This window comes from Polaribacter pectinis (assembly GCF_014352875.1).
Lineage (GTDB): Bacteria > Bacteroidota > Bacteroidia > Flavobacteriales > Flavobacteriaceae > Polaribacter > Polaribacter pectinis.
Map to the genome: position 1 here is coordinate 1,306,816 of NZ_CP060695.1, position 16,071 is coordinate 1,322,886.

The window sequence follows — 16,071 nt, forward strand, 5'->3', positions numbered from 1 at the left end:
ACACAAACTGTGTTGGCCTTTTCTATTTACAGAGCACCTAAACTACTCATTATATGAGTTATCATCTAATCTAAATGAGCTATTGTAAGCCTTAATTTAGGTATACCTTTACATTAGTAACAAACAGTATAATTATTATTAAATATAAAAACATATAAATTATGAAAACATTAAAATTAACAGTAATCGCATTATTATTATCTGCAACAACAACAATTGCACAAAGTAAAAACAGCAAAATGGCAGACAAAGACATGTCAGATTCATGGAAAGTAAGTAACTTAAAAACAAAAGTTGTTGTTAATGATGACAACGATACTTATGTTGTAAAACAGTTAGAAATTACAGAAGAGTATACGCCAGTAATGTTAGATCCAAAAGATAAGAAAAAGTTAAATCAAGATATTATTTATATGCCTACAGAGGTTAATAAAAGAATTAGATTAGACTATGATAAAGATAGATTTTATGATAAAGAAGTAAAATTTAATTACTTAAAATCTGATGATTTAAACTTAAACTTTACACTTACAAAAAGAGGAATTAAAGTTAAAACTGATACAGATAAAATTTCTATAAATAGGATTGAAGATACAACTGGTATCATGCATACAATCGTTAATAATAGAATTCAAAAAGAAGGTACTTATACATTAGAACTATCTAATGGAGAAAAAATAAAAGTTACAGTAACAGATTATAACATCATGAAATAATATTCCTTCTTATTATTTCATAGAAAAGCTCAACACAAATTGTGTTGAGCTTTTTGTTTTTCAGAAAAAATCTTTGTGTATTTTTGCAACATGATTCAACAAGACACAATTATAGCTTTAGCAACACCTTCTGGTATTGGAGCAATTTCTGTAATAAGACTTTCTGGAGAAAACGCAATTACAATTGTTGATGACAATTTTAGATCTATAAAAAAATCTAAATCATTAAAAAGTCAGAAAACACACACCATTCATTTAGGTCATATTACTAATAATGATATTATTATTGATGAAGTTTTAGTTTCTGTTTTTAAGAATCCAAATTCTTACACTGGTGAAAATGTGGTAGAAATTTCTTGCCACGGTTCTAGTTTTATCCAACAAGAAATCATTCAATTATTTCTGAAAAAAGGTTGTAGAATGGCTGATAATGGCGAATTTACAATGCGTGCTTTTTTAAACGGAAAGATGGATTTAAGCCAAGCTGAAGCAGTTGCAGATGTTATTGCTTCTAATTCTGCAGCAAGTCATCAAATGGCAATTCAGCAAATGCGAGGTGGCATTACCAATGAATTAAAAGAATTACGTGCACAATTATTAGACTTCGCAGCTTTAATTGAATTAGAACTCGATTTTTCTGGTGAAGATGTGGAATTTGCCGACAGAACCAAATTTAAAGAGTTGGTTACAAAAATCACTTTTGTTTTAAAACGATTAATAGATTCTTTCTCTTTTGGTAACGCAATGAAAAACGGAATTCCGGTAGCAATTATTGGTGAGCCAAATGTTGGGAAATCTACACTTTTAAACACTCTTTTAAACGAAGAAAAAGCTATTGTTTCTGATATTGCAGGAACTACAAGAGATGCAATTGAAGATGAATTAATTATTGATGGTGTTGCATTTCGATTTATAGATACTGCAGGAATAAGAGAAACAAAAGATGTTGTTGAAAATATTGGTATTAAAAAAGCCTACGAAAAAGCAGAAAATGCACAGTTAATTATTTTCTTAATAGACTCTAATAAATTTTCTTATTCTAGTGAAGATTTTTTACAAGAAATAGAAACTATTAAAGAACGTTTTCCTAATAAACGCTTGTTAGTAATTGCCAATAAAATTGATACTTTGTCTTGTCATGATTCTTCCATCTTACAATCTGAAATTGAAAATTTAATTTTACTTTCAGCAAAAAATAAAACAGGAATTGAAGAATTAAAAGCCGAATTAACTTCTCTAGTTAACATAGGTGCTTTAAGTAACAACGAAACTATTGTTACCAATTCTCGCCATTTTGAAGCTTTAAATAATGCTTTAATGGCAATTACTTCTGTACAAGAAGGAATTGATTTAGAAATTTCAACTGATTTATTTTCTATTGATATTAGAGAATGTTTACGTCATTTAGGCAACATTACTGGAGAATATGATGTGGATAAAGATATTTTAGGGCATATTTTTGGGAATTTTTGTATTGGTAAATAATGAAAATTAAAGATTTAGTTGGCACATTTTCCATCATTGGAAGCAATCAAAATGATGAGGAGAACTTTTATAAAGGAACTCTTAATTTATCATTAGATAGTAATAATAGAATTGTTGCCAAATGGTTGATTAATAAAAGTCAAGAACAATTCGGAACAGGTTTTTTTAAGGATAATATTTTAGTAATTAACTTTAATTATCAAGGAGATGAAAATACTATTTATAAAGGTGTTGTAGTCTATAGATGTATTTCTAAAGATATTTTAGACGGTTTTTGGTCAGAAAAATATGGAAACCCACTTTTTCTAGGTGAAGAAAGATGTTTTCGAATTAAAGAAGAAACAACACTTTTAAATTAATTATGAATTGTCCTTGTAATCCTAAAAAACTATATAAAGATTGTTGTGAGATAGCTCACAATAATATAAAAAATGTTATTTCTGCAGAACAATTAATGCGTTCTAGGTACAGTGCTTTTGTTTTAGCTGATATAAAATACCTCTTTAAAAGTCATCATAGTTCTACAAGACTTTCTAAACATGAATATAAAGAGTTAAAAAAGTGGACAAAATCTGTAGATTGGGTTAAATTAGAAATCTTAAATTCCACTGAAAACACTGTTCGTTTTAATGCTTTTTTTATTGAGAAAGGTAACTTAGAAAGTATTCAAGAAAACTCTTTTTTTTGTAAAGAAAATAATCATTGGGTTTATTTGAATGCCAAATAAACTACCTTTTTATCAGATTTAATAAATGAACTTTACGCTTACAAATTCATTTACATAAAAAAACTACCAAGTCAATTTTTACATTATTCTCTTCATTTCGACTTTAAAACTAGTAAATAACAACTTTTATTGTTAAATTAAAACACATTAAAGGTAAAATAACACACATTTCTTGGTTAAATTCTTTGATTTTAATTAAATAAAAAATATATTTGAAAATAATTTTGGTTGACCAGTTTGACAAACCAATCTGGTCAACCAATCGGCGTTTATTAAAATCTTAATCAAGAAATCATGAAAAAAATCTTACTTTTATTAACATTATTATCCTCTATTGTAGGATATTCTCAATTCGATAATATTCCTACGGGCACAGGATATTATTTAAACACAATGATTCCAAGTCCAAACACAAGCGATTTAACTAATGAGCTATACGAAATAAGAGGTACTGCAAATGCAACTGTACCTGCCAATTTATACCTTATAATGGTAGAGGGAGATGGTGAAAGTGGAAAAACAGACATGGGAAAAGTTAAAGAAGCAATTCTTTTTGATGCCTATGACCCAGGTAATGTAACTTTTGGTTCAAATGGTATTTTATCTTTAGTTGCAAATTATAACGATGTAGACGCAGCAGATGCAGATACAACAAATCCTTATGCAACTCAATTAGCAGCATCAAATTCAACAGTTTTAACTATTACTTTAATTGGTGCACCTGGTACAGATGTTACAAGTTCTGCTGGTAGTGCAGTAGCATCTACAAGTCCAGATATTGGTTATGATGGAAATCTTACAGATGGTAGTGCTACTTATATGTTAATCTCGGCAACTGAAAATCCTAAAAATTTAGATATTGATTCTGATAATGATGGTATTATTGATGCTACAGGAGACCACACAACTAAATGGGTTTTATATGATTCCGTTTCTTATTTAGATTATGATGATCCTGTTTTAGGGTCAGAAACAGGTGAATATGGTTATGGACAAACTGTTTTTGCAAGAACTTATGACGACAATCCAACAGATTTTAAAATAACTACAAGTGCAGTAATTGTTAATCAGGGTACATCTAACATATCATATATGATGAGACAAGGCACTAGAACAGATCATGGTTTAAGAGGTTGGGCAGCTGCAGGTAATGCCAGTGGTTCTGTAGCCCCAAACTGGGTGTTTTCTGGGACTCTTTCTAAAGTTGCACCAGATTATTTTAAAGATTTTGTCTACTCAGACACTTATATTGGAGAGCTAAACCCAGTCGAACCTACTAATGTATGGAATGGTAGTAGCAGTACTAGTTGGAATACTAAAGAAAATTGGAGTACTAATATTGTTCCAGATATATCTACAGACGTCTCAATTCCTTCAGGTACAGCAAGAACACCAAAAGTAAATTCAAATAAAGATGCAGTTGGGTATAGTGTAACTGTAGATCCAGCATCTGAATTATATATTGAATCTGGAGGTTCATTAAGAGTTTTTAATTCTTTTACTGGTGAAGTAACTTATAGAGTTGAAGCTAATGATACTAATTGGCATCTATTATCTAGTCCAGTAGTTGGGGCTATGTATGATGGAAGTTGGATTAGTACTAACGATATTGATGATACAACAGGAACAGGTACAAATGTTGCAATTGCTACTTATACAAATGGCGTAGATGCAGATGGAGATTGGATCTATGCAACAGATGCTGCAAATTCTGGTACGTTTGCAACTGGACAAGGATATTCTATTAAAAGAGATGCAATGTCTAACTCTTATATTAAATTTACAGGAGCAATAAAAACAGATAATTTAATGAGTTCAATTACACAAAGTACAAATAATTGGAACTTAAAAGGTAATCCATATTCTTCTTATATTCTTGTTAGCGATTTAATTGCAAGTAATACTACAAGCTTAACTGCTACACATAAAAATGTCTATGTTTGGGATAATAATAAATCTGGTGGAGCTGGATACGATGTGTTGGCAACTACAGATTATATTCATCCAGGACAAGGTTTCTTTGTAAATGCTGCAAATTCAGATGCAGATAATTTTATAATTGACGCTAGTAAATTAAGTTATCAAACTCCTGTTACATTATATAGATCTTCTAATACTGGCACTACTTCAATTAAATTATTTATTACTGATGGAACAAAAACAGAATCTACAGATGTTAATTATTTAGATGATAAAACTAAAGGATTAGATCCAAGTTTTGACGTTGGTACATTTACTGGTAAAGAATCAGGACTTAATGTTTTTACTCAATTAGTTAGTGATAATGAAGGGGTTAATTTTATGAAACAAGCTTTACCAATTTCTGGAATAGAAACTATGGTAATACCAGTTGGAGTTAAAGCTAGTGCAAATAAAGAAATTACTTTTTCTACAGAAGCTTTAAACTTACCTTCTGACATTAAAGTGTTTTTAGAAGATAGAGAAAATAATACTTTTACACGTTTAGACGAAGCAAATACAAACTATAAAATTACCACAACTGAAAATTTAAACGGAATTGGACGTTTTTACTTACACACAACAGAAAGTGTATTAAGTGTATCAGAGGACGCTTTATTAGAAAATGTAAGCATCTATAAAACTAATAATTCTAATTTAAGAATTACTGGTTTATCGCAAGGAAAAACTAACATGAAGTTATTTAACGTTCTTGGCAAACAGTCTATGAATATTTCTTTTGAATCTAATGGTGTAAAAGATATTTCTTTACCAAAATTAGGTGCAGGGATTTATATTGTTAAAATAGAAACTGCAGCAGGTCAATTAAACAAGAAGATAGTTTTAGAATAATTAACGAGAATTTAAAATACAACATCATGAAAAAACAAATAGAAAACACGCAAGATATTTCTCGTAAAGAAGCTATAAAAAAGATTGGTAATTACGGTAAATACGCAGCATTAACAGCAATAGGAACATATATGATTTTAAATCCAAAGAAAGCACAAGCAGCTTCTCCTGAAGATCCAGGAACTGGTTTTTAATTATAAATAAAGGTTTATTAAAACTAAAAATCCCAACTCAATATGAGTTGGGATTTTTTTTACTAACAAAACTTGTTTAGCTAGTTTAAATGTTCTTTTTACTTTTTAAATAAATATTATAAACCAAGCCTAATAAAATTAAAAATATTCCGAGTAAAGTCCATAGATTATAGATTTCTCCAAACCAAGTTGCCCCAATTATAATCATAAAAATAACTTCTAAATATTTTAGTGGAGCTATAACATTTGTTTCATGTAACTGAAATGCTTTCGTCATGTACAACTGCCCAATGTAACCGAAAACACCTAAACTAGATAGCAATAACCATTCAATTATAGTGGGGTTTTTCCAATAATTAATAGACATAATTCCTCCAAAAACAAATGCCATAACCATAAAATAATTAATAATTACAAGTGGATGTTCTTTATCTCCAATTTTTCTAATTACTACAAAGATTAGACCTAAAAAAATTGCGGAGGTAATTACTAATAAAAGTCCAATTGTATTTACATCAATTCCAAATCCTTTTATAATTAAAACTCCTACAAACGCTAAAAGAAATAGTAGCCATTGTATGGGTTTAATGGTTTCTTTTAAGAAAATTAAAGAGAAAATAGCTGCGAATATTGGTGATGTATATCGCAGAGAAACAGCTGTACCTACTGCCAAATAATTTAAAGATTCAAAAAAACAGGTTAAAGAAATAACTCCAATAAGACCTCTTATAAATAATAACTTTTTATGAGTTCCTAGAATTGGAATTTTATATTTTAAAATCAACGGAATTGTAAAAGCCAAAGTACCAACAGACCTAAAAAACACAATTTGATAGACATTAAAAGAAGTTAAATACTTAACAACTGCATTCATTAAAGAAAATGCAATTACACTATAAATCATGTAAAATATTGCTTTATTGTATTTCATCTTATGTTATTTTAAACGTACAAAATTGGTTTATAAAAAAGTAAAGAACCCCTCAATATTAATTGAAGGGTTTAAATATTTTGAAGATAAAGATAGTTCTTATCTTAAAGACTTAATAATATCTAAAGCTCCTTTTGTTCTACTTTCTATTGTAGCGTAATCGAAACTACCATCAGCATTTTTAGCCATTAATTTAGATCCCATTCCAACACAAGTTACACCAGCGCTAAACCATCCTTCTAAATTTTCTCTTGTTGGAGAAACACCACCAGTTGGCATAATACTTGTCCAAGGTTGAGGGCCTTTAATTCCTTTTACAAATTGAGGACCATAAATATCACCAGGAAATAATTTTACTATTTCGCAACCTAATTCTTCTGCTCTAGCAATTTCAGTTAAAGTTCCACAACCAGGAGACCATAAAACTTTTTTACGATTACATGCAATTGCAATGTCTTCTCTTAAAACTGGAGTTACAATAAAATTTGCACCTAAAGCCATATATAATGAAGCAGCTGCTGCATCTGTTACAGAACCTACTCCCATTACCATTCCTGGTAATTCTTTAATTGCATATTTTGTTAATTCTCCAAAAACTTGGTGTGCAAAATCTCCTCTTGCAGTAAACTCCATTAAACGTGCTCCACCATCGTAACAAGCTTTTAAAACTTTTTTACTTACTTCTATATCGTTATGAAAAAACAAAGGAACCATTCCTGTATCTTTCATTACTTGTGCAACTTCTAATCTTGAAAATTGTGCCATAATTTGTGTTTTAAATTGATAAAATTGAGCCCTTAATAAAATACCAAAAGCTCAATTAAATTCAAATAATTATACTATTCTATTTTTAACGAGCAACTCTTCCAGATGCATCTCCTCCCATTAATTTTTCTACTTCTGCAACTGTTACCAAGTTTGCATCACCTTTAATTGTGTGTTTTAAACAAGATGCTGCAACAGCAAAGTCTAATGCATTTTGGTCGTCTTCTGAATATTTTAATAATCCGTAGATTAAACCTCCCATAAATGAATCTCCACCACCTACTCTATCTACGATATCTGTAATTTGGTATTGACGCGTTTGTAACATTGTTTTTCCATCATATAAAACTCCAGCCCAAGTATTATGAGAAGCAGATATAGAACCTCTTAAAGTTGTAATTACTTTTTTAGCTCTCGGGAATTTTTCTGTCATTTGCTTACAAACAGATAAAAAAGCTTCTGCTTTTACATCATGTCCTGCAGTTTGCACTGCTGCTCCATCTGGCTTAATTCCGAAATGCATTTCTGCATCTTCTTCATTTCCTAAAACAATATCACAGTAAGAAGTTAATTCTGTCATGATAGATTCTCTATGTGCATCGTCACAGAAATTCCAAAGTTTTGCTCTATAGTTTAAATCTGTAGAAATCGTAATTCCTTTTGCGCTAGCAGCTTTAACAGCTTCTAAACAAACATCTGCAGCTCCTTGTGAGATTGCAGGTGTAATTCCTGTCCAATGAAACCATTCACAACCATCAAAAACTGCATCCCAATCTATCATACCAGATTCTATTTCTGCAATTGCAGAATGAGCTCTATCGTAAACTACTTTAGAACCTCTAGATACTGCTCCTGTTTCTAAAAAGTAAATCCCTAAACGATCTCCTCCATAAACAATTTTATCAACTCCAACACCTCTTTTACGCATTTCCATCATAGCACAAGCACCAATATCATTTTTTGGTAAACGTGTTACGAAATCTACATCTACTCCATAGTTTGCTAGAGAAACTGCTACGTTAGATTCTCCACCACCATAAATAGCATCAAAATTATTTGCTTGTGAAAATCTTAAAAATCCTTGAGGAGCTAATCTTAACATGATCTCTCCGAATGTTACTACTTTTGCCATTTTAATTCTTATTTTAATATTTTATAGTTAATTGGTTAAACGTTTAAGCAGATTAGCAAAATAAAATCAAAACCCATATTTTACTATTAATTTTGATTATAAATTTAAGCGCACTATATTTGCTTAAACGATTAAGCAAATATATAAAAAAATTGAATATTAAAAAGAAAACTACCATAAAAGATATTGCAAATGTTTTAAATATTTCTGCAGCTGCCGTTTCTAAAGCGTTACACAATGATTCTAGAATAAGCGATAAAACAAAAAAAGCAGTTAGACAAGTTGCAGAAAACTTAAATTATCAGCCAAATCATTTAGCAAGTGCATTAAGAAGCGGAAAAAGTAAATTGGTTGGTGTAATTGTTCCAAGAACGAATAGTAATTTCTTTTCTTCTGTTATTCAGAATATAGAAGAAGTCTTAAATAAAGAAGGTTATAATATCATTATTACACAGTCTAACGAGTCTTTTAAAAAAGAATGTAATAGTATTGATACCTTGTTATTTACACAGGTTGACGGAATTATTGCTTCTATGGCAAATGAAACTGTAGATTTATCTTATTATGAAAAAGTAAAATCGAAAGGGATTCCGCTAATTTTGTTTGATCGTGGAGAAAACGATTTAAATGTTGACTATATAGGAATTGATGATTATAATAGTAGTCAAATTATTGTAGAACATTTAGTAGCACAAGGTTGTAAAAGAATTGCACACATTGGTGGTTATAAACGAACTCGAATTTTTAACAATAGAATTAGAGGGTATATAGATGCTTTAAAAAAGCACAATTTACCTTTAGATAGTGAGCTTTTAACAGAAAGTGGTTTAACAATTGAAGACGGAAGAACTAAAATGAAACAACTGTTAGCTTTAAAAAATAGACCAGATGCTGTTTACGTTGCTGGAGATTATGCTGCTTTAGGTGCCTTACAAGTTTTAAATGAAGAGAATATTACCATTCCTAATGAAATTGCATTGGTAGGTTTTGGTAATGAACCATTTACGGATATGGTTTCTCCTAGAATTAGCAGTATCAATCAACATAGTGCAGAAATAGGAAAACAGGCTGCCAACACTTTTTTAAATCACGTTAAAAAGGATGTTGTAAATCAAAAATTGAATAAAATAATTTTAGATGCTACTTTAGTTATCAGAGATTCTTCATCTATAAAATAAAAAACCTCATCATAAATTAATTATAATGAGGTTCTTTAATAAGATAAGTTTACTATTTATTGAAGTAATAATTTTTTACTTACCTTTTTTCCTTCAACATTATTTATAATATTTACTACATAAACTCCTGAAGATAAAATAGGTAATTGAATATCATTTTTTCCAGATCCAGTGAAGGTAGAACTGTAAACTTGTTTTCCTTCAACATTAAATATTTTAAGAGTATTTAATCCATTAAAAATTCCTGTTACTCTTAATTTTTCGTTTTTATTTATAGTGAAAATTTTAATATTCTCTGTAATAAAACTTTCTGATGATAATATACTTGGTGTATTTACATGAATGTAAAAACGATTGTCTATTAAGTTATCATTAGCTAAACTAACCGTATATTCATTAGTAGTGCTTTCTAATATTGTAAAAGTTTCTAATTCTTTATCTTCTAGAATAACATTTAAATCTGTAGGTATGTTTATAGCATCAATTTTAAAAGTTACGCTAGTACCCGCTTTTCCTTTAAGAGAAACAGGAATTACCATTTCTTTATAATTACTATTAGGTAAAGATTGAATTTGAAGTTTTTCTCCATTATTATCTGAAACTAATTCGGTATAAACAGTTAAATTACTGTTTGAACTATTAAAAATGGAAGAATCGTAACCATTGTCCCAACCTGTAGTTGTTCCATTAATGTAATAGATTTCAGTTTTAGAGGAATTTGTTCCATCAGAAACAGTTAATTCTATTTCTAACCTATCTTCTGAACTTCTATTAAATACATCTGTTTCTTGATGACTTTGCATATCTTCAGAAAAAATAAAGTTATGATTTCCATTAGCTTTTACAAAAAATGCTTGTCCTGGTGCAACATAGCGTTTAGATGAAGCATGATTTAAAGCATTATAAGCTCCTTGCCCACTATTTAAAGATTGATCCCAAAACCACAATGTAGTTTCTGCAAGAAAATCATTATCTGCATCATTCATTTTTAACAAATTGTAATTAGAATCTGCACTATTATTTACAGGTATATAGGATGCATATGGATTTCCAATTAAATTATATCCTTGACCAGGATTATCTATAGGAATAGTTAAACTGTTTAATGTTTGCATATTTCCTGTAAAAGAAACACTTCCAGGACCAGCTAACCTCATTGAATAACCTTCTGCAGAAGTTAAAGAACCTGTAGAATTTGTTGATGAATAACTCCACGAGTCTGAATTTGTATTATAGGTAGCAATACCAATATTTGTTCCAGTACCTTTTGCAAAAACTGTATTCTCTATCAACTCTTCTAAATCTACATTAGAAACTGGAGGTGCAGCTAAATACCATTTATTTTTTGCTGGTAAAAAGCGAGTATATTTTACAACACCAGAAACACTTTCTTTTGCTATAAATGAAGCTCCAGATTCAATACTTATAATATCTGTATTAGTTACTGCTCCTTGTACAGTTAAACTTGCATTTTCTAAAAGGGTTAATTTATTTAAAGTTATTGCACCTGATGCTATTGGCTTGTTTGTAACATTGGCTGGTATAATTACGTTAGAGCCAGTAGTTGGTACTTCTCCTGTAGACCAGTTTGTAGCAACATCCCAATCTGTACTTGTTGTTCCGTTCCAAATATTTCTTACAACATTAATTGTATAATCTTCAAATTGACCAACTCCAGCTTTACAAGGGGTAACGAAATCTGTATAACCCACAACTCTCATTCTTAAGTTGGTATTAAAAATAATATCTTCTGTAGGAATTACAATATTACCGGTAAAACTTTCTCCATCTGACCCAGATAAAGCAATTTCATTACTGTCATCAAAATCGCCATCATTATTATAATCGATATAAACCACATATCCTAAATCGTAACCAGGAGAATAAGAATCAGTAATAGTTATAGGGTATGTTTTACCTTCACTAACTTTAAAAATAGTACTTGAAAAGTCTTCATAATCTCCACTTCCTGAAGAATTTGTAGTAACACCATTAAATACAACACTTGCAATTCTTCTATACCATTGATTGTAATCTGCTGTTGGCGTACAAAATGTTTTGTTGTCATCTATTGTTAAAATATTACTTGAGTAACTTTTTCCATTTAAAACACCTGTTACTTTATATTGATAGATATTTGCAGGGTCAATAGTTATTTCTGTGTCAATATTAAATTTCTTATTTGTTGCATAAGAAGTTGCATCAAAAGTTACAGAATTAGAAAAATCTGAAACACCATATTCTATTTTTAACTCATCAAAAAGATTATTATTAGGGTATACAACTCCTTTTAGTTCCCAAGAATTGTTATCTAAATTTAAAGCAGCAACACATTCTAAAGAAGGCATTGAAAATGCTGCTAGTTGAAAACTTTTTCTTTCACTATATGATTTTCCTGAATCATCTATTATAAACGCTTTATAATAGTATTTTCTATTGTAGTCTAAATCTATTAAATCTGTTTCAAAAGAATCATCGTTAGTAAGACTTGCAGAAGATAAAATAGAATGAGAATTTTCTGTTGTTAACTCTGTATCTAAAGTAGAATATACAAAACCAGCTTTTACTATATTATTTGCACCCGTAAAGTTGTTTTCTAATTTTACACTATTATTAGTTAATAATGTGTGCGATATAGAATTAACAATTTTTGATTTAAAAATGATACCTAAATCTAATACATGTCTTGATCCTGTCTCTTGACAAGAAATAGGTGCATCAGAACTTTCTAAACCAACTACTCTCATGTTTAATTTCTGCCCAACTAATGCTGTTGAAGGCACTGTAAAATTTGCGGTAAAGTTTTCTACTCTACCACCAGAAGTTGCTATTTCTTCATTTGCATCATCAAAATCGCCATCGTTGTTATAATCTATCCAAACCTTTATATAATGGTTAAAATTCCCATTAGAATCTACGTGGCTATCTTCTATGTAAATTGGTATATTTTCGCCTTTTTCTACTGTAAAAACCTTATCTAGTTTAGCATAATTATCTTGCTCTGAGTTTAAATACTCATCATTATCTACTTTTATCTTATATAAATATCTGTACCAATTTAATGTAGCACTATTTGTTGGTGTACAACTTAAAGCAGTTGATTCTGCAATAACTTGTATATAATTTTCTTCAATTTTTGTATGAGAACCATTAGCATTTGTTGCTAACAAAGTAACTTTGTAAAAACCTCCATTTAGTAATTTTGCTTCAGGAGCTTCTTCATCTGCAATATTTTTTACATCTGCCCCATTTTCAATTGTCCATTGCAAACTTGTTGCATTTGAAGCATGACTAATCAATTTTAAAGTATCTCCTACTGAAAATGTTTTTTTACTTAAACCGTGAATTGCAAAATCTGCTACGGGTTTATTTGTGTTTTTATCTAGTACAGATTGTAAACTTGTAGACCAAACTCCTCTTCCGTATTTAGAAACATATAACCTATTATCATTATTTGCATAATATGCTATTCGCATATCTGTAAGGTTTTGTAATGGTAATCCTTTATTAAATTCTTTCCACTCTGACCTGGTTTCATCTATATAATAAACGGTTAAACTTGTGTACACATAAATACCCTCTGCTGTTGTTTTATCAATTAAAACTCCTTTTAGTTTTGTTTCAGGCACATTTGCTCTAACATTCCAAGTTTGTCCTTTATCTTTAGATATATATACACCAATACTTGTTGCAGCAACAATAATATTTTCGTTATAAGGATGTGTTGCCAATCTATAAATAGTCGATTTTGGTGCGTTTGTAAGTTCTACCCAAGTTGGGGTTGTTGCAGACAAGTTTTCTGTAATAAATAATTTTTTCCCTACTTCATCTCCTAAAAATGCAATTTCGCCATTTGCTTTAGATTGCTCGAAAGTACCAGGTTTTAAATCTGTTATTCCTGTAGAAGAAATGTTTACAGTTTCCCAATCATTATTTGTTGCAGTCCAATCTCTACCTCCAGTGTTTGCTCTATTTTCTCCATAAAAACCATCTACCAACCAACCGTCTTTATTTATAGGCGATCTTACTAAACGCACATCTGCTAGTTTTGTAGTTTGATTTGTGTTTGTAAAACCATATAATCTTTCTGAATTAAAATGATCTGCATCTATATGATCATACACAGAATGAATATCTGTACTTCCATCTAATTTTACATTTAATCTACCCGTTATAAATTTACTGTCGTCTGTTGGCTTTATTCTTCCTCTATAAACATCTGCAGATGCCACATGAGAAGTTCTTCCATTTCTGGTAAACATTTGCCCTAAATCTTGTCCACCAGTCATAAAAACTCCTTTATCTAGCTGGCTAACATCCATTTGAGAACCTTCTGCAACACAAATATCTCCATTTTTAGAAATGACTTTAGAAGCCATATAATCGTTTTTACTTAAACCAGAAGCTGTAACTGTTGCAGCACTTGGAAACATATCTGTGTCTTTAATTGCCCACAAACCACCATCATTACAGAAAAAGATAGAATCTTTTGCCTTGTTTGTTGTAAAATATCTATTATCTGCCCAATGACTTCCACCATAACTTGGCTTATAACTCCAAATTTTACCACCATCTTCAGATCCCCAAATTTTTTCTCTACAAGTAAGCATATAGTCTGGGTTGTTTGGACTTACATAAAAATCACTCTGATAATATGCAGAAGAATATGGATTTATACCTCCATAATAATCTTCTGTTTCTGCTTTATAACCTGCTGCTACAGAACTATCTTCAATTAGAGGAACTGCTCCATTAGGATATGTATATGTAGCATGTTTAACTTCTGTAAAACTAAAAAAAGATGTTCCATCTGCTGGATTTGGTGTATAATCTGATTTCCATAAACCAACAAATGTAGTTGGTGTATTCGAATTTTTTATTCCATATGCAAAAACTTGGGTTGCACCAGATGTTGGTTTATGAATTGCCAAGAAAAATCTATTAATTTTATCGATTGCAGTAGTTACAGTTTGTTCTGTAAAAGTTACACCTTCGTCTTTAGAAAAAAAGAAATCTTTGTAACCTGTAGCATCATTATTATTATCTGTAGTTGCTACAATTAAATCCCAATTATCTGTAAGCCTAATATCTAAATATCTTCCTGCTACTTTCTGTGTCCAAGAAGTTCCAGAATTTGTTGTTAAATAAATACCTTCTGTAGTTGCAGCTAATACTTTAGTTTCGTCATCAGGTGCAGAATAAAGTCCATAAATTGTTCCTGCTATACCTGTGCTTCTATCTTCCCAAGTAGAACCAGAGTCTGATGAATACCAAACTTTTTTATCTTCACCTGCTCCCATGTAAAAAATGGTTGGGTCTTTTTTAGAAATTGACAAACAAGAAACATTATCTGTTGCAAAATGATCTGTCATTGGTGTCCAATTCTTACCATAATTTGTTGTTTTCCATAAACCACCATTTCTAGCTGAAACATACATTTCTGCAGGATTTGTTGGATGAAATTCCACGTGTTCTAAAGAACCATTTCCAGTTGCAGACCATTTTACATCTGGGTCACCAAAAGGACCAATATTCTTCCATTTCCCTAAACTTGCATTGTTAGGAACACCAAAACTAATTGAAGTTGCAGAAGACAAACTATTTGTTATAGTTGATTGTTGATCTAGGTTTTTAGTTGCATTTCTATATGCTTCTAATCTTTTATATTTTGCTGATTCAGAAAACAAATACCCATCACTATCTAAAGTTGGTTTTATTCTTTTTTCGAATTTCTCGAAATGTTCTAAAGTTTCTTTATCTACAATATTGTTAGATCTGTATGCTTTAAATGCTAAAATAACATCAGAAAACTTTACTTTATCTTGTGTTAGCATATCTTGCCAAACTGGATAATCGTAAGCGTTTTTATTTAAAAAAATTAATTCTTTTTTGGATTGTTGATTGCAAGAGAATGCAAAAATTGATAATACAATTAGGAGTAATACTTTTTTCATTTATTTTAATATTTTTCAACTCACAAAATTAAATTAATAATTAACAAATTCAATCCTTTATTAGATGAAAAGGGTTTATTTATCGTCAGAAAACGGTTTCGTAGAAGTTAAAATGATTTTTAAGTCTTTTATTTTTATATTTCTTTGTAAATAGATTTAATTACATTTGCTTACTATT

General features: G+C 30.0%; 11 protein-coding genes. 7 read left to right on the plus strand and 4 right to left on the minus strand.

All coding sequences use genetic code 11. The features are described from left to right. The first annotated feature begins 161 nt into the window (after nucleotides 1–161). The 6 genes from H9W90_RS06160 to H9W90_RS06185 all read left to right on the plus strand — a co-directional run bounded on the left by H9W90_RS06160 (nucleotide 162) and on the right by H9W90_RS06185 (nucleotide 5,933). Nucleotides 162–716: a hypothetical protein gene (locus tag H9W90_RS06160; protein WP_187483575.1), complete on the plus strand. Its 555-nt coding sequence runs from the start codon at nucleotides 162–164 to the stop codon at nucleotides 714–716. Nucleotides 717–806: 90 nt separating this feature from the next. Beyond that, on the plus strand, nucleotides 807–2,201 hold the full coding sequence (mnmE, locus tag H9W90_RS06165; protein ID WP_187483576.1) for a tRNA uridine-5-carboxymethylaminomethyl(34) synthesis GTPase MnmE: 1,395 nt from the start codon (nucleotides 807–809) through the stop codon (nucleotides 2,199–2,201). Then, nucleotides 2,201–2,560, plus strand: coding sequence for a hypothetical protein (locus H9W90_RS06170; RefSeq protein WP_187483577.1), 360 nt, complete (start codon nucleotides 2,201–2,203; stop codon nucleotides 2,558–2,560). Before mnmE ends, H9W90_RS06170 begins: the two co-directional genes overlap by 1 nt. 2 nt (nucleotides 2,561–2,562) lie before the next feature. Next, a complete protein-coding gene (locus tag H9W90_RS06175; RefSeq protein ID WP_187483578.1) occupies nucleotides 2,563–2,928 on the plus strand; it encodes a YchJ family protein in 366 nt (121 codons plus the stop codon). A 294-nt stretch (nucleotides 2,929–3,222) separates the two neighbouring features. Continuing rightward, nucleotides 3,223–5,739 carry a T9SS type A sorting domain-containing protein gene (locus tag H9W90_RS06180; RefSeq protein ID WP_187483579.1) on the plus strand — a complete coding sequence of 839 codons (2,517 nt, stop codon included), beginning with the start codon at nucleotides 3,223–3,225 and terminating at the stop codon, nucleotides 5,737–5,739. A 26-nt stretch (nucleotides 5,740–5,765) separates the two neighbouring features. Next, the gene (locus H9W90_RS06185) at nucleotides 5,766–5,933 is read left to right on the plus strand and encodes a hypothetical protein (RefSeq protein ID WP_187483580.1); all 168 of its coding nucleotides are present in this window, start codon (nucleotides 5,766–5,768) and stop codon (nucleotides 5,931–5,933) included. An 85-nt stretch (nucleotides 5,934–6,018) separates the two neighbouring features. Here H9W90_RS06185 and H9W90_RS06190 read toward each other — a convergent pair whose 3' ends face one another. From H9W90_RS06190 to H9W90_RS06200, 3 genes are all read right to left on the minus strand, one after another. Next, nucleotides 6,019–6,864 carry a DMT family transporter gene (locus tag H9W90_RS06190; protein ID WP_228454996.1) on the minus strand — a complete coding sequence of 282 codons (846 nt, stop codon included), beginning with the start codon at nucleotides 6,862–6,864 and terminating at the stop codon, nucleotides 6,019–6,021. 99 nt (nucleotides 6,865–6,963) lie between these two features. Beyond that, nucleotides 6,964–7,629 carry a bifunctional 4-hydroxy-2-oxoglutarate aldolase/2-dehydro-3-deoxy-phosphogluconate aldolase gene (locus H9W90_RS06195; RefSeq protein WP_187483581.1) on the minus strand — a complete coding sequence of 222 codons (666 nt, stop codon included), beginning with the start codon at nucleotides 7,627–7,629 and terminating at the stop codon, nucleotides 6,964–6,966. An 85-nt stretch (nucleotides 7,630–7,714) separates the two neighbouring features. Then, nucleotides 7,715–8,761 (minus strand): sugar kinase, encoded by a 1,047-nt coding sequence (locus H9W90_RS06200; protein WP_187483582.1) that lies wholly within the window; start codon nucleotides 8,759–8,761, stop codon nucleotides 7,715–7,717. Between the two features lie 152 nt (nucleotides 8,762–8,913). On the opposite strand from H9W90_RS06200, the gene H9W90_RS06205 reads away from it, so the two are divergent. Beyond that, nucleotides 8,914–9,939 (plus strand): LacI family DNA-binding transcriptional regulator, encoded by a 1,026-nt coding sequence (locus tag H9W90_RS06205; RefSeq protein WP_187483583.1) that lies wholly within the window; start codon nucleotides 8,914–8,916, stop codon nucleotides 9,937–9,939. Between the two features lie 56 nt (nucleotides 9,940–9,995). Here the strand turns inward: H9W90_RS06205 and H9W90_RS06210 are convergent, their stop codons facing one another. Continuing rightward, nucleotides 9,996–15,893, minus strand: a complete 5,898-nt coding sequence (locus H9W90_RS06210) for a DUF8693 domain-containing protein (RefSeq protein ID WP_187483584.1) — start codon at nucleotides 15,891–15,893, stop codon at nucleotides 9,996–9,998. Nucleotides 15,894–16,071 lie beyond the last annotated feature (178 nt).